We start from the raw sequence: 21,628 nt of genomic DNA on the forward strand, positions 1-21,628 counted from the left end.
GGTGGACGGCGGGGGCAAGGCAGGCATCCCGGACAGGGCCGACGCGTTATTGCGAGCTGAGGCTGCGCAGGCGCTTGGTTGGCGACAGGACGATGCCCTTGCCCGGCGCGCGCGTCACGCTGGAGGAAGCTTTGCAGTAGTAGGTGTCAGAGGATTTTTCATAGGCGCAGACCTCTCCCTTTCCACAAAGCTTGCAGATGCTGTTGTCGCCGGCCTGTGCTGCGGCGGCGGAGATGGTCAGGAGGGCGGTGATCAGAAAGCGGCGCATGGCGGAACCTTTCCAGTTTCTTGAGGGGGCCACAGGCGCGGATTACGCCCGTGGCCGTATTCTTGGGTTACTTGCCAAGGGTGCGCAGTTTGGTCGTCGGGCCGGTGGTGCTCATGGTGCCCGGGACGATGGACTTGCCACCCGCTTGAAAGCCCTTGGTCGCGGCACAGTAATACTTGTCGCCAGCGGCCTCATAGCGGCAGGTCTCACCAGATTTACAGGCTGGGCTACAACCCGCCGATGCGGTGCTCGCGGCCAGGGTACCGATGGTCAGGGCGGCGGCGGTGAAAAGAATGCGTGTCATGTCTGTCTCCAATGAACTGTTGGTTTTTAAAGGGTGCGTTTTGTTCGCAATTGGAATTTGGCGGTTTTCGTGCCGTTTGTCTGGTGGGCTAACCCCGACCTTGAAAGGCTTTGGGTGAATAATTGTTTTTTCCCAGTGAGTTGGACTGAGATATTTTGCGCGGCTTCATATTTGATGCGTGCCGCGCGGTTTTCCCCGCATTTGGCAGGTTTCCGGGGGGCTTTTGTGCGTCAGGCCATGGATGCACCGCCCCAAGTAATGCGGCCGGTGTTCCCTTTCGGCGAGAAACTCGCCGCTTACTCCTTGGATTTCGCGGTCGTCGGGGCCGTGTAAAGGATGGTTGCAATGCTCATCGCGGTCACGATCGCAATGAAAAGGGTCGGCGACCCGACGCAGCCTTCTGCCGCCGCGATTTGCCGTGTGGCGGCGGCCGGACCACTGAAGGTCAGGAAGTAGATCAACAGCGACCAGCCGGATACCGCGGCAAGTCCGGCCCATTGGTTGCGAAACCGCACCGCAAGGGCCGTGACGAGGATCAGAGCGAGGGACGGAAGCGAGCCAGCCAGCATCACCGTCTCGTCAAGCCCGCTGACCGGTGCGCCGTCCCAGTCCGGACGTTCCACTGCACAGACATCCGCCAGAAGCGTCGAAGGCCAAGATGCCAGCGCCCCGATGGCCAACGTGCGGGCGTGAAGGACGTGCCGCAGGCGGATCATTCTTCGAATGGATCCCATTCGTCTTCGACCTCTGGCAGGGCTTCCTCAAAGGCTTGGTTCGCGGCGGCCTCCGGTGTGCGGATCTCGGTGATCTTCGCCTTGGGGAAGGCGGCCAGCGCAGCCTTCACCAGCGGATGTTCCAGCGCTTCTGCCTCCAGCGCCAGCTTGGCCGCGTTGTCGCGTTCGTTTACCGTGGGGGCGTCGCAGTCGTTGACGAGGATCACTGCCCAGCGATTGCCGGTCCAGCGTTGCAGGGACGAGCCAAGCCGCTGTGCCAGATCGGGCGCGGCGTTCTCTGCCGGGGTGAATTCGATCCGTCCGGGCTGATAGGCCGCAAGGCGGACACCGGCCTCGATCTCGACCAGCAGTTTGACATCGCGATTGGTGCGGATCAGCTCCAGCACGTGTTCGAACGTGGGATAACGCGCCAGCGCCTCTTCGGTCTGTGCGGCAAGCGCCGTCACTTGTCCGCCCCCCTGAACGGTCCCCCCGCGCTGCACAGAGGCCTGCGGCGCGGAATGCACCGGGCCTGTGGCACCGCCACCGGGGCCGCCAGCGGGGGCGGGCGGCGGCGGAGTATCCTGCAGCTTGCGGATCAACTCGTCCGGTGAGGGCAGTTCGGCCACATGGGTCAGGCGGATCACGGCCATCTCGGCGGCCATCATCGCAGAAGGCGCATTGGACACCTCTTCGATCGCCTTCAGCAGCATCTGCCATGCCCGCGCCAGCGCGCGCATGCCCAGACCTTCGGCAAAGCCCTGTCCGCGCGCACGTTCGTCGGGCGATACGGTTGGATCCTCGGCGGCCTCCGGCGTGATCTTGACCACCGAAATCCAGTGCGTCAGTTCCGCCAGGTCTCGCAGCACGGCGAGGGGGTCCGCCCCGTCGGCATATTGCGCCGCCAGTTCGGTCAGCGCACCGGCCGCGTCGCCCCGCATGATCCGGTCGAACAGGTCCATGACACGTCCACGATCCGCAAGGCCCAGCATGGCACGGACCTGATCGGCGGTGGTTTCCCCGGCACCATGGCTGATCGCCTGATCCAGCAGAGAGGTTGCATCACGGGCGGAGCCCTCAGCTGCGCGGGTGATCAGGGCCAGCGCCTCATCCGTGATCTCGGCCTGTTCCGAGGTTGCTATCTTGCGCAAGAGCGCAATCATGACCTCGGGTTCGATGCGGCGCAGGTCGAACCGCTGACAGCGGCTCAGTACCGTCACCGGCACCTGACGGATTTCGGTCGTGGCGAAGATGAACTTCACATGCGCGGGGGGTTCTTCCAGCGTCTTCAACAGCGCGTTGAACGCGCTCTTGGACAGCATGTGAACCTCGTCGATGATGTAGATCTTGTAGCGCGCGCTGGCCGCCCGGTAATGCACACTGTCGATGATCTCTCGGATATCGTTGACGCCGGTGCGCGACGCGGCGTCCATCTCCATCACGTCGACATGGCGGCCTTCCATGATGGCCACGCAGTGTTCGCACTTGCCGCAGGGATCGGTCGTGGGCCCGCCCTGTCCGTCCTCGCCGATGCAGTTCATGCCCTTGGCGATGATCCGGGCGGTGGTGGTTTTCCCCGTGCCCCGGATGCCGGTCATGATAAAGGCCTGAGCAATGCGGTCCGCCTGAAAGGCATTGCGCAGGGTACGCACCATCGCGTCCTGTCCGACGAGATCGGCAAAGGTCTCGGGGCGGTACTTGCGGGCGAGCACCTGATAGGCGGGCGAGTCGGTCATAAGCTGTCCTTGATGCGGCGCGTTGAAGCTAGCGGTTCGGACGGGGTAACCGCAAGCAGATCGGGCGGGGGAACCGCTCAACAGTCAGCAGGGTTAGTCCTGTACGGTAGGGATTTGGAGAGGCGACATGCGTTTGAGAAACGTGAGAAGCAGCCGGAACGTCGAGGATCGGCGCGGGCGCGGCGGTGGCAAGGCGGCCGGTCTGGGCGGTTTGGGGGTTGGCGGCGTTCTGATCGTGCTGGCGATCAGCTATTTCACCGGCATCGATGTCACGCCTCTATTGAACGGGGGCCAGATCGCGCCCCAAAACAGCGCACCGCGTGAGCTGACCGAGGCTGAACAGCAGGCAGGAGAGTTCAGCGCGCGCGTTCTGGCGACCACCGAGGAGGTCTGGAGCGGGATATTCCCCAAGGCATTCGGCGAGCCCTATGAGCCGCCCGTGATGGTGCTCTATTCCAGGGTCACGCAAAGCCCATGCGGCGGCGCCTCTGGCGCGACCGGACCGTTTTACTGTCCAGCGGATGAGAAAGCGTATCTGGACACTGCATTTTTCGCGACCATGCGCGACCAACTGGGGGCGGGCGGCGATTTCGCGGCGGCCTATGTCATCGCCCACGAAGTGGCGCACCACGTGCAGAACGAGCTGGGCATTCTGGGGCAGGTTCAGACCGCGCGCCAAAGGTCCGCAGAGCGGGAGGCCAACGCCCTGACCGTGCGTCTGGAATTGCAGGCGGATTGCCTCAGCGGTGTCTGGGCACGCAACGTGCAGGGGCTGATGGAAAAGGGTGATCTGGATGAAGCCCTGAACGCGGCGCGCCGGATTGGTGACGACTATCTCCAAAAGCGGGCAGGGCGGGTCCCGAACCCCCATACCTTTACCCACGGCACGTCCGAACAGCGGCAAAGCTGGTTCGCGCGCGGGTACGATTCCGGTGACCCCGGTCAGTGCAATACGTTTGACACCGACCGTCTGTAACGCCCGGACTTGCGCGGTCGGCGCAGGCGGTGCTATCTGACAGGAGGCCGCTCGCAGGGGGCCTCCTGATCCGCGGAAAGCGTCTGTACCTGCGTCGAAACGAATTTTCGCCGAAAATTCGGTTTTCTCTTGCCCGAGCAGCGGATCGCGGGCCGTGATGAGGAACCGATATGCCGATACCTCCCCAGTCCCTTGATGCCCTGCGTCTGGCCGCCAAGCGCCTTCAACGTGCCTATGACGCGGGCGATGTTTCCGCTGTGCAGCGGGTCAAACAGCATCCGCCACGTCCCGATCTGTCCACCCTGCGCCGCGCCGATTTCCTGCATATCGTCGCGCAGGAAAACGGGTTTGCCAGCTGGCCGAAACTCAAACTCGCGGCCGAAACCATCGGCCTTGACCGCGCCGCGCGGCAGCAGCGCCTGAAACTGGCGCTGGCGCATGGCCAGAACGCGGTGGTTGCCCATCTGCTCGCGGAAACGCCGGACCTTGCCGACGGGCTCTTTGGCATGCAATGCGCGCTGTACGACCGGGCTGCGGTCGAGGCGGCACTGGCGCGCGATCCGGGGCTGGCGGTGCGCCTGCTTGGCCCCAAGCGGCCCATCCTGCACCTTGCCTTTTCCCGATGGATCCACCAGCGGCCAGAGCTTGAGGGAGACATGCTTGCCGTGGCCGAAATGCTGGTCGCCCACGGCGCGGACGTGAACGATGGTTATCCCTTCGCCGAAGGGGATGATCACCTGCTGTCCGCGCTCTACGGCGCCATTGGACATGCCGATAACATGGTGTTGGGCCGTTGGCTGCTGGACCATGGCGCCAACCCGAACGACGGAGAGTCGCTGTATCACGCGACCGAGCTGGGCCATCGCGACGGGCTTCGGATGCTGCTGAAGGCAGGGGCCGATCCGCGCGGCACCAATGCACTGCTGCGAGCGATGGATTTTCATGACCATGCAGCGGTCGAGTTGCTGCTGGCGCATGGGGCCAAGGCCGATGATTTCAATGAGGCAGAGGTCGGAGGCGAACAGCCCTGGGTCGTGCCTGCCTTGCATCAGGCAGCCCGGCGTGGCTGTGACGGACGCATGGTGGATCTGTTGCTGGATGCAGGCGCGGACCCGGCTCGTGTCTACATGGGGGCGAATGCCTATGCCTACGCCCGCGTTTTCGGCAACCGGGCCGTCAGCGCCGCCATCGAAGCGCGCGGTGGTGCGGTGACGCTGACAGATGCAGAGGTCTTGCTGGCCCGCGCGGCGGATGGTCAGGACAGCCCCGGTCAATTCATCGATCCCGATACTCTGCCACGGGCCTATCGCCACATCCTGCGCGAGATCCTTCACCTGCCGGATCGCCTGCCGCATCTGCGGCGGCTGGTTGCGTTGGGGATGCCGTGGGACACCCCGGACGACATGGGGCTGACACCGGTGCAGGTGGCCGGATGGGAAGGATTGCCCGAGGTCATGGCGTATTTCCTGTACCTCCGCCCGGACCTGAGCCATGTGAACGGCTACGGGGGAACGCTGTTATCGACCATCCTGCACGGGTCAGAGAACGCGCCGGAGCGCGACAGCCGCGATCACATTGCCTGTCTGGAACTGGCGCTGGAGCATGGCGTTGCCCTGCCGCGCGCGGCCATCGGCTTTGCCGGTCGCGACGATGTCCGAGCCTTTCTCGAAGACTGGGCCGAAGCGCGCCCCGGACAGGTTGTTTGATGCGCCCCGCACTAGCCCGTCGGTATTGCCAACCGATTGTGCAGCGCGTGACCTGAAAACCTCAGTTCGTGGGAAAAGAGCAACATGGCCCAGCGGATCGGGCGGAAACAATCGGTTTTCCGGACCCGAATCGCTGGGACAGCGCATCCTGAGGCGTAGAGTTATTTCGGGCGGATTTCCGTTCTCCTTGGGGAAGGGGGCGCGGACTGCCGCCACGCTGCCGTGTATTGGGGGAGTTGTTTTTATGGTCGAGCAAGAGGTGAGCTGCATCGCCGCGGCTGAGCCCGTCGTGCTCCACGCCCTGCCAGTTGGCGGCGGCATTCTTGCTCTGTCTCCCTTACCCGGTGCGGGCGGGGCCTATCGCGGCGATCTTGAACACCTGTCAAGCTGGCGCCCTGCGATGGTCATCTCGCTGGTCAGCCACGTCGAAATGCTGGAGGCCGGGGCCAAATCCCTTGGTCAGGACATTCAGGACAAGGGAACGCGCTGGGTGCATCTGCCGATGCGGTCCGGACAGGTGCCCAACGCCAATGTCGAAGAGGCATGGCCCGGCATCAGCACGCAGGCACGCAAGGCCTTGCTGGGCGGTGGACGTGTGATGATCCACAGCCGTTCGGGGCGGGGACGATCCGGCATGCTGGCGCTGCGCCTGATGATCGAAGCCGGTGAGGCCCATGACGAAGCCGAAGCGCGGCTTGAGGCGGTGCAGGGCGGGCGGTTCCTGAAGCATGATCAGTTGACCTGGGCCTTGGCCGCGCAACGCGAACCAGTGCCCTTTGTCCGGCACCCGCAGTCTGACTGACCTTTCGGCGCAGATACAAACCGCCAGCAGGCTGGGTAATAGCGAGATCGATGTCCTGAAGGTTCCCCACGGCGAGACCGGACATCCGGCGGCGTGGGTGGTGAGAGATTGCAACGACCCAAGCGGGATTCGTTACGGCTGCTTCCTTCCGGATCTGACCGGGTTGGCGAAGCGCTTGCCCGCACAACCTCTCGACGGGTTATCTAAGGCCTGCCCCGAGAATTTGCAATGGGTCGCTTTGATCTCTCCCGTTCGGCGCAGGGCTTCGCTATGAGGGCGGGATGGATCAGACATTCGAGATTTTCGCAAGCGCGCCGCCGGGGCTGGAACCGGTGCTGCTGGACGAGGTTCAGGCGGCTGGATTCGCGCAGGCCAAAGCCGTTCCCGGCGGCGTGACCTTTGAGGGCGGTTGGGGGGAAGTGGCCCGGGCCAACCGCGAATTGCGCGGGGCCGGACGAGTGCTGGCGCGGTTCGCGCAGTTCCGGGCGATGCATCTGGCGCAACTGGACAAGCGGGCGAAAAAGCTGGACTGGGCCGCGGTGTTGCGGCCCGACGTGCCGGTGCGGGTCGAGGTGACCTGCCGCAATTCGAAGATCTATCATGATCGTGCCGCCCGGCAGCGGGTGGAGGGGGCGATTGCGGCCACGGTGGGCGCGCCGGTGCTGTCAGAGGCCTCGGACGAGGCGGTGCGCATCATGGTGCGGATCGAGGATGATCTGGTGGTCTTCTCCGTCGACACCTCTGGCCAGCCGCTGCACAAGCGGGGCCACAAGGAACAGGTGGGCAAGGCCCCGATGCGAGAGACGCTGGCGGCGCTGTTCCTGCGGGCCTGCGGCTATGACGGGACAGAGACCGTGGTCGATCCGATGTGCGGCTCTGGCACCTTTGTCATCGAGGCGGCGGAAATCGCGGCGGGTCTTGCGCCGGGGCGGTCGCGGAGCTTTGCCTTTGAGCAACTGGCGGTCGAGGTGCCGGGGACGCCCACGATGGCGGCGCGGGACGTGGCGCTGCGGTTTTATGGGGCGGACCGGGATGACGGGGCGATCCGGATGAGTGTGGCCAACGCGGCGCGGGCCGGGGTGGGGGAGCTGTGCTCTTTCACGCGTGCGCCGGTCAGTGAATTGCAGCGGCCCGAGGGGGCGCCGGGGCTGGTGATGGTGAACCCGCCCTATGGCGCGCGGATCGGCAACCGAAAGCTTTTGTTCGCGCTTTATGGCAGCCTTGGGGGCGTGTTGAAGGAGCGGTTTCAGGGCTGGCGGCTGGGCATGGTGACCTCGGACGGGGGTCTGGCCAAGGCGACGGGGCTGGACCTGCAGGCGGGGCCGCCGGTGTCTTTTGGCGGGCTGAAAGTGAAGCTGTATCAGGCGAAAATCTGAGGCTGTCCACGCGTGGACAGCTTAGGGGGAATGCCAAATCAATGGGTTACAGGCGCGTTTTAACCAACGCTTAGGAAACGGCCTGAAATTCCCGAGCCATTCCGGACGCGCCATGTCGTCCTGTCCGAACGGCTTTTCGGCAAAACGGCGACCGTTTCGGAAACCGGGGGGGCGTGATTTGGACAGGATCGCGCCGGGCTGCACCGGCCCCGGGGACAGCGTCAGCGGACAGCAATCACCGCAAGAATTTTCCAAAGACCCGTCGCCATCGTTCTGAATCCTGCTTGCGCGCGCCGCCTAGGCCCCTATGACAGATGCTTGAGCTGCCATGAGGGAAATATGCAATGAACATGCTTGGAACCTTCATCAAGCCGATGCACCCGGAGGGCCGGAAATTCGTCGCGATCTTCGCCGCGGTGAGCGTTGGCCTGTTCCTTATTTCGTCCATTCTGGGATGGATCGGCGTCGGCATTACAGTCTGGTGTTACTACTTCTTTCGCGACCCGGAACGCGTGCCCCCGACCAGACCGGGACTGATCGTCAGTCCGGCGGATGGGGTCGTGTCACTGATCGAACCCGCGGTGCCGCCGTCCGAACTGGGCATGGCGGATACGCCGCTGACCCGGGTCAGCGTTTTCATGAACGTGTTCAACTGCCACGTGAACCGATGCCCGATCGCGGGTGAAATCACCTCTGTGGCCTATCGTCCGGGCAAGTTCTTTAACGCCTCTCTGGACAAGGCAAGCGTCGACAATGAACGCAACGGCCTGTGTGTGCGTCTGGCGGATGGTCGGGAACTGGCGGTTGTGCAGATTGCGGGCCTTGTTGCGCGCCGCATCGTCTGTTTCGTGAAGCCGGGCGCCCAGTTGCAGACCGGCGAACGGTTTGGCCTGATCCGATTTGGCTCTCGTCTGGATGTCTATCTTCCCCCCAATGTCGCGCCGCTGGTCAGCATCGGTCAGACGATGGTGGCGGGCGAAACCGTGATTGCCGAGCTGGGCGACATTGCGCCCGACGCCAACGCGCAGATCGCGAATGACTGAACGCACGGACAAGCCGGCGCCCTATCTTGAGCTGATTCAGCTGATCCCGAACATGCTGACCACGGCGGGGATCTGCGCCGGGTTGTCGGCAATCCGTTTCGGCGTGGAGGGCAACTTTGTTCTGGCGGTCCAGTTGATCGTCGCGGCCTGTGTTCTGGACGGTTTGGACGGCAAGATCGCGCGGCTGTTGAAAAGCGACAGCAAGATGGGCGCAGAGCTGGATTCGCTGGCGGATTTCCTGAACTTCGGCGTGGCCCCGGGCCTGCTGCTTTATTTCTGGGCCTTGCAGGACATGCGCGGGTTCGCGTGGATTTCTGTCCTGGTCTACGCGATTTGCTGCGTCCTGCGGTTGGCGCGTTTCAACGTCGGAAACAAGCCCGGACCCGATAACGAACCGGTTGCGTCGAAGGATTGTTTTGTCGGCGTTCCGTCACCTGCGGGCGCATTGCTGGTCCTTTTGCCCATGACCGTGTCCTTTGCATTTCCGGGCGCGCCCCTTTTGCCGGATGTGCTGATCTGCATTCACATGGTTGTGGTTGGACTGGCAATGATCAGCCGCATTCCCACATGGTCTTTTAAACGTGCCCGGATATCACGGGGGAACGTAAAGTACTTTTTGCTGGGCTTCGCCTTTGTCGGAGGCGCGGTCGTGACCTTTGCGTGGATCACGCTGGTGGCCATCTGTCTGGTCTATGTCGGAACGGTCATCTGGTGTTTTTTCGCCCAGTCGCGAGCCAATTTGAAAACAGGGAAATGAAATGGAAATCGAAGCCATTCAGACCTCTTATGCCCGTTGGGCGCCGGTTTATGACAAAACATTCGGCGCCGTGAGCCATGCCGGCAGGCGCCGGGCTGTGCAGTACATGAATGGTCTGGAAGGCTCTGTTCTGGAGGTTGGCGTCGGAACCGGGCTTTCCCTGAAATATTACAAACCGGAGCTGACAGTCACCGGGATAGATTTCAGCCACGACATGCTGGCCAAGGCCAGAAACAGGGTTGAGGAACTGAAGCTCACGCATGTGGCCGCCCTGCGCCAGATGGACGCCCGAAAGCTGGATTTTGCGGACAACAGCTTTGACACGGTGACCGCGATGCATGTGCTGTCGGTTGTCCCCGAGCCGGAAAAGGTGATGTCAGAGATCGCGCGGGTGGTGAAACCCGGCGGGCGGGTGGTGATCACGAACCATTTCAAGCGCACGCAAGGCCTGCTGGCGTTTCTTGAACGTGTCTCTGCGCCCTTCGCGAACATCCTTGGCTGGCACTCTGATTTCGAGCTGGAGAGGGTGCTGCAGGAGCCGTCGCTGGAGATCGAGGAATACAAGGCGTTCCCTCCGTTCCGGATGATGACCTTTCTGGTTCTGAAAAAGACGTTGTAACTGGATTTTCGTGGGGCGTTCGGGACGGCCCGTAGCGGCAGATGCGGCTTTGTCTGCCGTGCTGCGCCGGGCAGCATCGGTCCCTGTGGAATCACAAAGGGCAATCGAGATGTTGGGGCGCCTTGTGCGCGCCATGTCCATTGCCCCGGGGGCAAAAGGGGGGGGCTGGGCGCCCCCCGTTTTAGACCGCGATGTCGAAGGCAGCCGATAGCAGGGTGCGGGTGTAATCGGTCTGCGGCGCGTCAAAGATCTGATGCGCGTCGCCGTATTCCACCACGTCGCCCTGTTTCATCACGATGACCTTGTGGCTCATGGCGCGGATCACCTTGAGGTCATGCGAGATGAAGAGGTAGGCGAGGTCATACTTGCGTTGCAGATCGCGCAGCAGGTTCACGATCTGCACCTGCACCGTCATGTCCAGCGCCGAGGTGGGTTCGTCCAGCACCAGCAGGCGCGGACGCAGGACCATGGCGCGGGCGATGGCGATGCGCTGGCGCTGACCGCCGGAGAATTCATGCGGGTAGCGGTGCATGGTGACCGGGTCCAGACCGACCTCGACCATGACCTCTGCCACCAGTTCGCGGTGCGGGCGGCCGTCGGGTGCGCCGTGCACCTGCAGCCCCTCCGCGATGATCTGTTCGCAGGTCATCCGGGGGCTGAGTGAGCCAAAGGGATCCTGAAACACGATCTGCATGTCCGAGCGCAGGCGGCGCAGGTTGCGGGTGTTCCAGCGGCGGATGTCCTGCCCGCGATAGGTGATTTCGCCCTCGGACTGGATCAGGCGCATGATGGCCAGCGCCAGCGTGGTCTTGCCGGAGCCGGATTCGCCCACGATGCCGATGGTTTCCCCGGCGCGCACGGCGATGGAGGCGTCGTTGACCGCCTTGACGTAGCCCACGGTGCGTTTCATCAGCCCGGCGTGGATGGGGAACCAGATCTTGAGGTTCTTGGTGCGGGCGATTTCCTCGGCGCCGTCCTCTACAGGGTCGGGCAGGCCGGTGCTTTCGGCGGACAAGAGCTTGATGGTGTAGGGGTGCTGCGGGTTGGCGAAAATCTCGGCCGTGGGGCCCTGTTCGACGATTTCGCCGTCCTTCATCACGCAGACCCGGTCGGCGATCTTGCGCACGATGCCAAGGTCATGGGTGATGAACAGGAGGCTCATGTCCTCTTGTTCCTTGAGGCCGGCCAACAGGTCGAGGATCTGCGCCTGAATGGTCACGTCCAGCGCGGTGGTGGGTTCGTCCGCGATCAAGAGGTCCGGCCCGTTGGCCAGTGCCATGGCGATCATGACGCGCTGCCGCTGGCCGCCGGAGAGCTGGTGCGGATAGGAGTTGAGCCGCGTTTCGGGGTCGCGGATGCCGACCTTGGTCAATAGTTCGATGATGCGTTTGCGCGCGGACTCTCCGGTCACGCCTTGGTGCAGTTCAAGGCTTTCGCGGATCTGCTTTTCCAGCGTATGCAGCGGGTTGAGCGAGGTCATCGGCTCTTGGAAGATAAAGCTGATGTCGTTGCCCCGCACCTGCCGCAGCCGCTTTTCATCGGCGCCGATCATCTCCTGCCCGTCATAGGTGACGGAGCCGGAAACCCGCGCGCTTTCGGGCAGCAGCGAAACGGTGGACAGGGCGGTGACGGATTTGCCCGAGCCGCTTTCGCCCACCAGCGCGACGGTTTCGCCGCGCCCGACCTCGAAGCTGACGCCACGGACGGCGCGGACGGTCTTGCCGTCCTGCCGGAAGCCCACGTTCAGGTTATTCACCTTGAGGAGCGCGCTCATGGGGTTGTGTCCTTCGGGTGATCGTAAAGGGGGTCATCGTCGTCATCGCTGGCGGTTGTGCCGCCGGTGAAGGTCTTGCGCGGGTCGAATGCGTCGCGCACGCCTTCGAAGATGAAGACCAGCAGGGACAGCATCAGGGCAAAGACCGCAAAGGCGGTAAAGCCCAGCCAGGGCGCCTGAAGGTTCTGTTTCGCCTGCAGGGTCATCTCGCCCAGCGAGGGGGCGGAGGAGGGCAGGCCGAAGCCGAGGAAGTCCAGACCCGCCAGCGTGCTGATGGTGCCGGTGACGATGAAGGGCATGAAGGTCAGCGTGGCGACCATCGCGTTGGGCAGCATGTGGCGGAACATGATCTTCCAGTTGGAAACCCCCAGCGCCTTGGCCGCGCGGACGTATTCGAGGTTGCGCGCACGCAGGAATTCCGCCCGCACGACCCCCACGAGGGAGGTCCAGCCGAAGAGGATGGTGAGGAAGACCAATAGCCAGAAACTTCGCCCGAGGATCGCGAAGAGGATGATGATGATGTAGAGCGAGGGCGTGGCACCCCAGATCTCGATCACGCGCTGAAAGATCAGGTCCAGCCAGCCGCCGAAATAGCCTTGCAGAGCGCCCGCGACGATCCCGATGATCGAGGCGCAGAAGGTCACGATCAGGGTAAAGACGATCGACAGTCGGAAGCCGTAGATCACCCGGGCGACGACATCGCGCTTGGTGTCGTCGGTGCCCAGCCAGTTCTGGTCGTTGGGCGGCAGCGGGGCCGCGCCTTGGCGGTCCACCGGGGTGTCATAGCTGTAGGGGATCGGGGGCCAGAGCAGCCAGCCCTTCTGAAACCCGTCGTCAAGGATGTCGCCGCTGTTGGCGGCGGTGATCATGCCGTCGGGGTCGTCAAAGCAGTCTTCCATGCCGCCGGTGATGATCAGGCATCGCACCTCTGGATCGCGGTAGGCGGCCTCTGTCTTGAAGTCGCCGCCAAATTCGGTTTCGGGGTAGAAGTTGAAGATCGGCATCCGCCATTCGCCCCGGTAGGAGACGAGGATCGGTTTGTCGTTGGCAAGGAACTCGGCAAAGAGCGACAGGCCGAAGAGTACGATGAAGATCCACAGAGACCACAGGGCGCGGCGGTTGCGTTTGAAGTTGTTCCAGCGCCGCTGGTTGAGCGGCGACAAGGTGAACAGCCCGCGTTTGGGTTCTGGCGGGATCACGGTCTGCATGTCGGGCTGCTGCGGGTCGGGATTGGCGGTCATGGCTCAGCCCTCCCGCTTTTCGAAGTCGATGCGCGGATCGACGGCGACATACATCAGGTCGGAGATCAGCCCGACGACAAGGCCGATCATCGAGGTGATGAACAGCGTGCCAAAGATCACCGGGTAGTCGCGGGCAACCGCCGCCTCGAACCCCAGACGGCCCAGACCGTCGAGCGAGAAGATCGTTTCGATGATGATCGATCCGCCGAAGAACACACCGATGAAGACCCCCGGAAGGCCCGCGATGACGATCAGCATGGCGTTGCGGAAGATATGGCCGTAGAGCACGCGGCTCTCGCTCAGGCCCTTGGCGCGGGCGGTCATGACGTAGTGTTTCTTGATCTCGTCGAGAAAGCTGTTCTTGGTCAGCAGGGTCAGGGTGGCAAAGGCCGAGATGGTCGAGGCGGTGATCGGCAGCGCGATGTGCCAGAAGTAATCGACCACCTTCATGAAGATGTTCAGGTCTTCCCAATTGTCCGAAACCAGCCCCCGGATCGGGAAGATCTGCAGGTAAGAGCCACCGGCGAAGAGCACCAGCAGCAGGATGGCAAAGAGGAAGCCCGGGATGGCGTAGGCCACGATGATCACGCCCGACGTCCATGTGTCAAAGCTGCTGCCGTCCTTGACCGCCTTGCGGATGCCCAGCGGGATCGAGACGATATAGGCGATCAGCGTCGACCACAGGCCAAGCGAGATAGAGACCGGCATTTTTTCAAGCACCAGGTCGATCACGCTGATCGAGCGGAAATAGCTCTCGCCAAAGTCGAGGCGCATGTAGTTCCACATCATGTCGAGGAAGCGTTCCAGCGGCGGCTTGTCAAAGCCGAACTGCTTTTCCAGTTCCGCGATGAATTCGGGCGGCAGGCCACGGGCCCCGGCATAGGTATCGCTGCCGCCGCCGGTGGCGGCGTCGTCCAGTTGCGGGCCTTCGGAGCCCCCGGCGAAACCGCCGAAGACATCGCCCTGTCCTTCGATCTGGGCGATGATTTGTTCGATCGGGCCGCCGGGCACAAACTGCACCAGCACGAAGTTGATGACCATGATCCCCAGAAGGGTGGGAATGATCAGCAACAGCCGTCGGAGAATGTAGGCTGCCATGTTATTTCAGGTGACCTGCTGCTTTCAGGGCCGCTTCTTTTTCCGGATTGACCCACCAGAAGCTGAGATAGCCAAGGTCGAAGGGCGGCATGTTTTCAGGGTGTTCGTACATGTCGTAATAGGCGACCCAGTGATCGGCAATATAGCCGGTGGGGATCACGAAGAACTCATACCGCAGGGCGCGGTCCAGCGCCATCAGGGCGACGTCGGTTTCATCCTGGCTGTCGGCGACAAAGCTGGCCTCGATGATGGCATCGACCAGCGGGCTGGCCAGTCCGGCGGGGTTGAAGAGGCTGAATTCCGCCTCACGAGAGCCGTACATCTGCGACAGCCCCCCCCCGGTGGAGAGGAAGGCGCCGTAGCGGCTGCTGTAGAGCATGTCGTAATCGCGTTCGCGGCGGCGCAGGGTGTATTGCGACGGGTCCACCTTTTCAAAGCTGGCGTCCACGCCGATCTGGCGCAGGTTCTGCACAAAGACGTCGTGCATCCCCTCGACCGAGGTTTCGATGTTGGAGGGGATCAGCATGTGCAGTTTCAGCGTCTTGCCTGCCGCGTTGCGGGCCAGACCATCGCTGCCGACTTCCCAGCCGGCCTCTTGCAGCAGTTGCGTGGCGGCGCGGCGGGTGCGGCGCGACGGCAGGCTATCGGAGGCGTCAGAGACATGCATCGTCCAGACGTCTTCTTCGAGCAGTGCGGCGGGGACCACGTCGCCCAGCGATTGCAGGAAATCCAGTTCCGCGCCTTCGGGTTTGCCCTTGGCCTCGACATGGGTGCCTTCGACAAAGGAGGAGCGCGGCGAATACAGCCCGTAGAGCAGCGATTCATTCGACCATTCAAAGTTGAAGGCCAGCGAGATCGCCTCTCGCACGCGCTTGTCCTGCAGCTGCGGCTTGGCGAGGTTGAACACGAAACCGGTGGGGTTGGGCGGGCTGCCGTCGGGCAGTTCCTCAAGTTTCACAATGCCTTGGCGGGCCTTGGGAAAGTCGTAGGCGGTGGCCCACTGCTTGGGGTCGCCTTCGACCTTGAAGGTATAGGTGCCGGCCTTGAACGCCTCGAAGCTGGCGGTTTGGTCGGCGAAATATTCGATCCGCATCGTGTCGTAGTTGTAGCGGCCCTGATTGTAGGGCACGTCCCAGCCCCAGTAGTCCGGGTTGCGTTTGTAGACGATGCGGCGGTTCACCTCGTAGCTGTCGAGCTGGTAGGGGCCGGAGCCCATCGCCACCTCAAGCCGGGGTTCGTCAAGGCGGCGGTTTTCGAGATCGGCCTCGAACCACGCCTTGGAAAACACTGCCGTGGAGCCGACGGTTTCGATCCGCGAGCGTTTGGATTCCTCGGGATTGAAGGTGAATTTCACCGTGTAGGTGTCCAGTGCCTCGGCGCTGTCGACCATGCGGTCGACCGCCTGCGCGTAGGAGGGCAGGCCCTGCGTGATGAAAAGCGTGTGGGAATAGACCACGTCCTCGGCGGTGACGGGGGTGCCGTCCCAGAACTTGGCGTCTTCGCGCATGTGGAAGATCACCCAGTCCTTGCTTTCGGGGTATTCGATGCTGGTGCAGAGAATGCAGTAGTATTCACCCACCGAATCCTCTGTCGACTCGATCAGCTGATCGTACATGACGGTGGTCAGCGCCCCGGCGCGGCCCTTGCGCGAATAGGGGTTGAGGCTGTCGAAGGTGCCGGTTGCGCCCAGCACCATCTCTCCGCCCTTGGGGGCGTCGGGATTGACGAAATCGAAATGCGTGAAATCGGCGGGATACTTGAGTTCGCCGAAGAAGGAATAGCCGTGCGAGGTGATGACCGGATCGGCGTCGTCCTGCGCGAAGGCGGCCGCGCCCAGAAGGGCAAGACCGATGGCCAGGGCGCCGGTTGCCATGACGCGCGGGTCCGGCAGACTGCGGGCGCGGGCGGCGCTGCGGGTTTGAGGACGTTTGGCTGAGATCGTCATCGTCGTCTCCCTATGGTCAGGCGTGGTGCCTGGGACTTGAGCGGCATTTTTCGTTAGAAGTAAGCTAAGTTGACCGCTCGACCACATTCAAGCCGAGATTACGCAATCGTCAACGCAGGTATGGCCTCGCCGCACCCTGCAGGAGGGATTGCGCCGAAATCCGGCGGGCTGCGGGGCGCGCAGCAAAAAGGCCGCTCCCGGCGGGAGCGGCCCTGAATGCGGTGATCGGGACCCGGATCAGTTCGTGGTCTGCAGGTAGGCGATCAGGTTCACGCGGTCTTCGGGCTTGTTCAGACCGGCAAAGCCCATCGAGGTGCCCGGCGCGGCGCCCTTGGGGCTTTCAAGGAAGGCGTTGAGGTTTTCCGGCGACCAGACGTCACCCACCTGATCCAGCGCGCCCGAGTAGCCGAAGCCGCCGACAGCGCCAATTTCACGACCGACGACGCCGTTCAGGTGCGGGCCGGTGGCATCGGTGCCGTCCAGCTTGTGGCAAGCGCGGCACTTGCCCCAGACCTTTTCACCCTTGCCGGCATCGGCAGAGGCCATGAGTGTCGCGAAATCAACGGGTTCCGCTTCGGGTTCGTCGGTGTCGCTGACCGTGATGGCAAAACCGGCCGCGTGCTCTTCGCCGCCGTGGCCGCCACCTGCGTGATACAGGGTTTCGGCACCCCATTTGCCCATCAGGAAAATCAGCAAGGCGCCGCAGAGGCCGCCGACGATCTTGGTAAAGGTCATGGTATCGAACATGAGAAGCCCTGCGTATTTGGTAAGGTGTCGGGCGGGTATCTATTGCTTTCCATCCCCTTGGGCAAGCGGTAGAAGGCGCGACCAATCGCCCGTTTTTCGATGGGCGCCGAGACAGGGGGCCGGAGATGACACAGCGGATCGCGTTCCAGGGGGAGTTGGGGGCCTATTCGCATCAGGCCTGCGCCGAAGCACGCCCGGAGGCCGAGGTGCTGCCCTGCCGGACCTTCGAGGGGGTGATCCGCGCCGTGCGCGACGGGCGCGCCGACCTTGCGATGCTGCCGGTGGAAAACACGACCTACGGGCGCGTGGCCGACATTCACCGCCTGTTGCCCGAGTCGGGGCTGCGGATCGTCGACGAGGCCTTTGTGCGGGTCCACATCAGCCTGATGGCGCTGCCGGGTGTGCAGATCGAGGATCTCAAGCAGGTGCGCGCTCATCTGGTGCTGTTGCCGCAGGCGCGGGCTTTTCTGTCGCAATACGGGATCGAAGGCGTGGCGGCGGCGGACAGCGCCGGAGCGGCGGCGGAACTGGCCGATGCGGGGCTGCGGGACCAGGGTGTTCTGGCCTCTGACCTCTGCGCCGAGATCTACGGGCTGCACATCCTTGCGCGCCACATCGAGGATCACGCGCACAACACCACGCGATTCCTGCTGATGTCGCCGGAGCCGGACACCACGCGGCGCGGCAAGCACGGGATGATGACGACCTTTGTCTTTCAGGTGCGCAACATTCCGGCGGCGCTCTACAAGGCGATGGGCGGCTTTGCCACCAATGGCGTCAACATGACCAAGCTGGAAAGCTACATGGTGGGCGGATCGTTTACCGCCACGCAGTTCTATGCGGATATCGAGGGCCATCCGGACGATCCGGGCGTCAAGCGGGCGCTGGAGGAGCTGGATTATTTCACCGATACGCTGGAGATTCTGGGCGTTTATCCGCGCGATCCGAAACGGGACTGAGGACCGGGGGCGGGCCTCGCGCCCCTGCGGGCGCGAGTCCCGCCCACCGGCCCCTAGCTGTGCGCTGCGCGCCGGATGGCTTCGGGAGTCACCAGTGAACAGGCCGCCGTCTGATCGCCGCATCCCTCCCTCGCGGACAGATGCCTGACCCACGGGGCCGAGCGCCGCAAGGGCAAGCCGCCTGTCGGCGGTGCGTTCCGCACCCTTGCCGCGCTCTGCCGCGCGGGTCTTTTTCGGCATCAGCGAGGGAGGGCTCCGGCGAACAGACGGCTGGCGGGGTGGGTCAGATCAGAAGGCCGCCCGCGCGTTCGTGGCGCAGGAGCCAGACCTTTGTTTCGACCCCGGTGCCGCCGGAAAAGCCGCCGAGCGTGGTTGCGCCGAGCACACGGTGGCAGGGGATGAAGAGCGGGATCGGATTGCCGCCGCAGCCGCGCCCGACCGCCTGTGGCGGCGCGTTCAGGGCCTTGGCGATGTCGCCGTAGGTGGTGGTTTCGCCAAAGGGAATGGCGGCGATTCGGGCGCAGACCTGTTGTTGAAACGGGCTGGCTTCGACCTGAAGCGGCAGGTCGAAGTCCGTGAGATCGCCTGCGAAATAGGCGGCGGTCTGGTCGGCGGCCCGGACCAGGAGCGGGGTGCGGTCTGCCGCGGCGCTGTCCGTCCATGTGGTCGCCGTGATCCGGCCGTCGGTTTCGGTGATTTCAAAGCGCCCGGTCGGTGTGTCGATGCAGAGGCGGGGCATCAGCGGGCCCACCAGTCGGCGGGTTTGACCCGTGTGCCATGGCCACGCGCCAGCCAGAGGGCGAGGCGGCGTAAGCGCGAGAGGGCGAGGCGCCGCCAGAGCCGGGCCGTCCAGCGGCTGTAATCGCGGTTGAACGGGCAGACGCGCAGGCAGATCGCGCAGTCGGTGGCGAGTTTTGCCCAGAAGCCGAAACATTTCTCGGCGTCCGAGGTCCATTTGCGCACGCCCTTGATGGCGGAACGGTTGGGACGGTCGGTGCTGGGCGGGCCATAGGGCAGGGCCTTGACCGGGCAGGCGTCGGCGCAGCGGGTGCAGATGTCACAGAAAGCGGCGACGCCCAGCGGTTTCGGCCGGTCCAGAGCCAGCGGCAGGTCGGTGAAGACCTTGGAAAAGCGCAGGCGCGGCCCGAGGCCCGGGGTGATGACCATCTGGTTGCGGGCGTATTCGCCAAGGCCCGCCTTGACCGCGTAGGGAATGGCCAGCGCGGTGTCGTTCATGGAGGGCACCGCCTGGTAGCCGAGATTGCGGAGATAGGCGGCCAGTTGCTGCACCACCGAGGCCTCATGGCTGTAGGCCGCGCCGGTCGCCGCCCCGGCAAGGGCCGAGGGGTAGGTGGCGACGAGGTCCTGTTTCATTTCATGGCCCAGCACGATCACGGTGGTCAGCCCCTCGGGCAGGTCATGCGGGGCTTCGGACATGTCGCGGGTGTCGACGCGCGAGGCGTAGAGCCAGCGGGGGTCGAAATCCGTGATGCCGCAGAGATCCGCGCCGAAGAAACGGGCGACGCGGCGGATCTCGGCGGACATGCGGGCGGGGGCGTCTATTTCCACGCGGTCGGGCGCGACGGGTGTCTCGGCGCTGAGCGGGGCCTGAAACCCCTCGCGGCGGCCCTTGTCGGCGTGGCGGTCGGTCATGATGTCGGAAATCAGCCAGGCCGCGTTGCGCAGCGCGAAATCCCGTTGGGTGAACCCGTCACCCCGGCGGGGGGCGGCCTCGATCCGGTAGGAGGCGAAGAAGGCGTCTGTCCGGGCTGTGCGGACGGTGCTGTCCCACATGGCGCGGCTGAAGATGTCGTCGCGCTGGGCGAAGGGGGTGAAATCCTCTGTCACCTCGATGCCTGCGGCGGCGTCGTCGGGCCTTTGGGCGCTGTTGGCGGGCCAAGTCATGGGGTGACGTTAGGGCCGTGGCGCGCGGAAAGGAACGCTTTTTCGCAAGGATGCCGCGCATGTCGCAAATGGCGCAGACCCGGCGCGCCCGCCCTTCGCAGGGTGGCGCAAAACAGGAGGTTTCCATGACGACGGGATTCATCGGATTGGGCGCGGTGGGCGCCAAGCTGGCGGGCAATCTGCAACGCAATGGCGTGGCGCTGAAGGTGTTCGATCTGGACGCGGAGAAGATGGCCGGGTTCATCGCGAACGGCTCTTTGGCGGGGACATCGGCGGCAGAGGTCATGGCGAGTTGCGACGTGGTGATCACCTCCCTGCCCAGTCCCGCGGCGTCGGAGGCGGTGCTGGCGCAGATGCTGCCGGAGATGGGGCCGGGCAAGACATGGGTGGAGATGTCGACAACCGATCCGGCGGTGATCGTGGAACAGGCGGCGCGGGTGTCGGCGACGGGCGGCATCGCGGTCGAGGCGCCGGTGTCGGGCGGGTGTCATCGGGCGGCGACGGGCAATATCTCAGTCTTTTGCGGCGGGCCGCGCGAGACCTTCGAGGCGGTGCTGCCTTTGTTGACCATCCTTGGGCGCAAGGTGCTGCACACCGGAGAGGTGGGCACGGCGTCCAAGCTGAAGGTGATGACAAACTATCTGGCCACCGCGAACCTGCTGACGCTGTGCGAGGCGCTGACCACGATGAAGGCGGCCGGGCTGGACATGGCAACGACCTATGAGGCGATCCGGATTTCCTCTGGCACTTCCTTCGTGCATGAGACCGAAAGCCAGCTGATCCTGTCGGGCAGCCGCGATGTGGATTTCGCGCTGGACCTTGTGATGAAGGATATCGGCCTGTTTCAGGCGCTTGCGGATGCACATGATGTGCCGCTGGAACTGTCGCCGCTGGTGATCGACATGATCAAGCAGGGGCAGGCGGCCTTTGGCGCGAGCGCGCAATCGGATCGGATGATCGAACGGCTGGAGGCCGCGACCGGGCTGGAGGTCCGCGCCGAGGGCTTTCCGCAGGAGCTGGTGGATGACGAGCCGCCCGCGCGGGGGGCAGAGGTGATTGTGCGACGTTCGTGAGCCGATTGCCGAAACCGCTTTCCCCCGTGCCCTGCGCGCAGTAGGACAGGGCCGCGATTTGAGGGGGACGGTATGGCCACTGAGGAAATGATGCGCATCACGGCTTCGCCCGGGCGGCGGCTGATCGGTGTGGCGGCAATGGGCGGTCTGGGCGCCCTGTTGCTGTACCTGGCGCTGACCGAAGGCGGCATGGAACTGGGCTGGAAGCTGATACTGGTGCTGGGCGGCGGCCTGTCGCTGTGGCTGGCGCATCGGATGTGGGAGGCGACCGGCCATGCCCTGATCCTGACGGATGAGGCGTTGATGGACAGCGATGGCACCGTGATCGCGCGGCTGGACAACATCGAAAAGGTGGATCGCAGCGCCTTTGCGATGAAGCCGTCGAACGGGTTCCTCGTCGTGCTCAAGGAGCCGGAGCCGCGCGTCTGGCGTCCGGGGCTGTGGTGGCGCATTGGGCGCCGCGTTGCGGTGGGCGGCGTGACCAGCGGCGCACACACCCGCCCGATGGCGGACATGATGAAGCTCAAACTCTCTGGTGATCTGGAACTCTAGGGTCCGGATGCCAACAGGGGCCGCGACCTGCGTC

At 63.9% G+C, this 21,628-nt stretch carries 21 protein-coding genes and 1 other RNA gene; 10 read left to right on the forward strand and 12 right to left on the reverse strand.

The genetic code is table 11. The features are described from left to right. Positions 1 to 46: 46 nt before the first annotated feature. From ACTXGA_RS10810 to ACTXGA_RS10825, 4 genes are all read right to left on the reverse strand, one after another. Complete coding sequence (locus ACTXGA_RS10810; RefSeq protein ID WP_443393487.1) at positions 47 to 268, reverse strand: hypothetical protein; 222 nt, start codon at positions 266 to 268, stop codon at positions 47 to 49. Positions 269 to 335: 67 nt separating this feature from the next. After that, positions 336 to 572: a hypothetical protein gene (locus tag ACTXGA_RS10815; RefSeq protein WP_443393489.1), complete on the reverse strand. Its 237-nt coding sequence runs from the start codon at positions 570 to 572 to the stop codon at positions 336 to 338. Between the two features lie 296 nt (positions 573 to 868). After that, a complete protein-coding gene (locus ACTXGA_RS10820) occupies positions 869 to 1,288 on the reverse strand; it encodes a hypothetical protein (protein ID WP_443393491.1) in 420 nt (139 codons plus the stop codon). Then, positions 1,285 to 3,021, reverse strand: a complete 1,737-nt coding sequence (locus ACTXGA_RS10825) for a DNA polymerase III subunit gamma/tau (RefSeq protein ID WP_443393492.1) — start codon at positions 3,019 to 3,021, stop codon at positions 1,285 to 1,287. The genes ACTXGA_RS10820 and ACTXGA_RS10825 overlap by 4 nt, the downstream gene beginning before the upstream one ends. Positions 3,022 to 3,148: 127 nt before the next feature. Here ACTXGA_RS10825 and ypfJ point away from each other — a divergent pair, with 127 nt between their 5' ends. The 3 genes from ypfJ (at position 3,149) to ACTXGA_RS10840 (ending at position 6,505) form a co-directional block, all read left to right on the forward strand. Further along, positions 3,149 to 3,997 carry a KPN_02809 family neutral zinc metallopeptidase gene (gene ypfJ / locus ACTXGA_RS10830; RefSeq protein ID WP_443393494.1) on the forward strand — a complete coding sequence of 283 codons (849 nt, stop codon included), beginning with the start codon at positions 3,149 to 3,151 and terminating at the stop codon, positions 3,995 to 3,997. 170 nt (positions 3,998 to 4,167) lie between these two features. Next, positions 4,168 to 5,703 carry an ankyrin repeat domain-containing protein gene (locus ACTXGA_RS10835; RefSeq protein WP_443393496.1) on the forward strand — a complete coding sequence of 512 codons (1,536 nt, stop codon included), beginning with the start codon at positions 4,168 to 4,170 and terminating at the stop codon, positions 5,701 to 5,703. Positions 5,704 to 5,947: 244 nt separating this feature from the next. Further along, a complete protein-coding gene (locus ACTXGA_RS10840) occupies positions 5,948 to 6,505 on the forward strand; it encodes a protein-tyrosine phosphatase family protein (RefSeq protein ID WP_443393498.1) in 558 nt (185 codons plus the stop codon). A gap of 96 nt (positions 6,506 to 6,601) precedes the next feature. Here the strand turns inward: ACTXGA_RS10840 and ffs are convergent. Beyond that, positions 6,602 to 6,701: signal recognition particle sRNA small type (ffs, locus tag ACTXGA_RS10845), an RNA gene on the reverse strand. An 85-nt stretch (positions 6,702 to 6,786) separates the two neighbouring features. On the opposite strand from ffs, the gene ACTXGA_RS10850 reads away from it, so the two are divergent. From ACTXGA_RS10850 to ACTXGA_RS10865, 4 genes are all read left to right on the forward strand, one after another. Beyond that, the gene (locus ACTXGA_RS10850) at positions 6,787 to 7,881 is read left to right on the forward strand and encodes a THUMP domain-containing class I SAM-dependent RNA methyltransferase (protein WP_443393500.1); all 1,095 of its coding nucleotides are present in this window, start codon (positions 6,787 to 6,789) and stop codon (positions 7,879 to 7,881) included. Positions 7,882 to 8,225: 344 nt separating this feature from the next. Further along, complete coding sequence (locus ACTXGA_RS10855) at positions 8,226 to 8,924, forward strand: phosphatidylserine decarboxylase (RefSeq protein ID WP_443393502.1); 699 nt, start codon at positions 8,226 to 8,228, stop codon at positions 8,922 to 8,924. Further along, positions 8,917 to 9,681: a CDP-diacylglycerol--serine O-phosphatidyltransferase gene (gene pssA, locus ACTXGA_RS10860; protein WP_443393504.1), complete on the forward strand. Its 765-nt coding sequence runs from the start codon at positions 8,917 to 8,919 to the stop codon at positions 9,679 to 9,681. The genes ACTXGA_RS10855 and pssA overlap by 8 nt, the downstream gene beginning before the upstream one ends. Position 9,682: 1 nt before the next feature. After that, the gene (locus ACTXGA_RS10865; RefSeq protein WP_443393506.1) at positions 9,683 to 10,300 is read left to right on the forward strand and encodes a class I SAM-dependent methyltransferase; all 618 of its coding nucleotides are present in this window, start codon (positions 9,683 to 9,685) and stop codon (positions 10,298 to 10,300) included. Positions 10,301 to 10,481: 181 nt separating this feature from the next. On the opposite strand, the gene ACTXGA_RS10870 is transcribed toward ACTXGA_RS10865, so the two are convergent. The 5 genes from ACTXGA_RS10870 to ACTXGA_RS10890 all read right to left on the reverse strand — a co-directional run bounded on the left by ACTXGA_RS10870 (position 10,482) and on the right by ACTXGA_RS10890 (position 17,105). After that, positions 10,482 to 12,074, reverse strand: coding sequence for an ABC transporter ATP-binding protein (locus ACTXGA_RS10870; protein WP_443393508.1), 1,593 nt, complete (start codon positions 12,072 to 12,074; stop codon positions 10,482 to 10,484). Then, on the reverse strand, positions 12,071 to 13,282 hold the full coding sequence (locus ACTXGA_RS10875; protein WP_443393698.1) for an ABC transporter permease: 1,212 nt from the start codon (positions 13,280 to 13,282) through the stop codon (positions 12,071 to 12,073). The genes ACTXGA_RS10870 and ACTXGA_RS10875 overlap by 4 nt, the downstream gene beginning before the upstream one ends. A gap of 36 nt (positions 13,283 to 13,318) precedes the next feature. Continuing rightward, positions 13,319 to 14,413, reverse strand: a complete 1,095-nt coding sequence (locus ACTXGA_RS10880) for a microcin C ABC transporter permease YejB (protein ID WP_443393510.1) — start codon at positions 14,411 to 14,413, stop codon at positions 13,319 to 13,321. Position 14,414: 1 nt separating this feature from the next. Continuing rightward, on the reverse strand, positions 14,415 to 16,358 hold the full coding sequence (locus ACTXGA_RS10885; RefSeq protein WP_443393512.1) for an extracellular solute-binding protein: 1,944 nt from the start codon (positions 16,356 to 16,358) through the stop codon (positions 14,415 to 14,417). 237 nt (positions 16,359 to 16,595) lie between these two features. After that, complete coding sequence (locus ACTXGA_RS10890) at positions 16,596 to 17,105, reverse strand: c-type cytochrome (protein ID WP_443393514.1); 510 nt, start codon at positions 17,103 to 17,105, stop codon at positions 16,596 to 16,598. Between the two features lie 125 nt (positions 17,106 to 17,230). Between ACTXGA_RS10890 and ACTXGA_RS10895 the strand changes: the two genes are divergently transcribed. Further along, positions 17,231 to 18,064: a prephenate dehydratase gene (locus tag ACTXGA_RS10895; RefSeq protein WP_443393516.1), complete on the forward strand. Its 834-nt coding sequence runs from the start codon at positions 17,231 to 17,233 to the stop codon at positions 18,062 to 18,064. A 283-nt stretch (positions 18,065 to 18,347) separates the two neighbouring features. Here the strand turns inward: ACTXGA_RS10895 and ACTXGA_RS10900 are convergent, their stop codons facing one another. Together ACTXGA_RS10900 and ACTXGA_RS10905 are read right to left on the reverse strand one after the other, a co-directional pair. After that, a complete protein-coding gene (locus ACTXGA_RS10900) occupies positions 18,348 to 18,803 on the reverse strand; it encodes a methylated-DNA--[protein]-cysteine S-methyltransferase (RefSeq protein WP_443393518.1) in 456 nt (151 codons plus the stop codon). Continuing rightward, positions 18,803 to 19,969, reverse strand: coding sequence for a 4Fe-4S double cluster binding domain-containing protein (locus ACTXGA_RS10905; protein ID WP_443393519.1), 1,167 nt, complete (start codon positions 19,967 to 19,969; stop codon positions 18,803 to 18,805). Before ACTXGA_RS10905 ends, ACTXGA_RS10900 begins: the two co-directional genes overlap by 1 nt. Before the next feature lie 59 nt (positions 19,970 to 20,028). Between ACTXGA_RS10905 and ACTXGA_RS10910 the strand changes: the two genes are divergently transcribed. Next, positions 20,029 to 21,042 (forward strand): NAD(P)-dependent oxidoreductase, encoded by a 1,014-nt coding sequence (locus ACTXGA_RS10910; protein WP_443393521.1) that lies wholly within the window; start codon positions 20,029 to 20,031, stop codon positions 21,040 to 21,042. Positions 21,043 to 21,114: 72 nt separating this feature from the next. Beyond that, complete coding sequence (locus ACTXGA_RS10915; protein ID WP_443393523.1) at positions 21,115 to 21,594, forward strand: hypothetical protein; 480 nt, start codon at positions 21,115 to 21,117, stop codon at positions 21,592 to 21,594. Positions 21,595 to 21,628 lie beyond the last annotated feature (34 nt).

The organism is Antarctobacter jejuensis (genome assembly GCF_052266595.1).
Taxonomy (GTDB): domain Bacteria; phylum Pseudomonadota; class Alphaproteobacteria; order Rhodobacterales; family Rhodobacteraceae; genus Antarctobacter; species Antarctobacter jejuensis.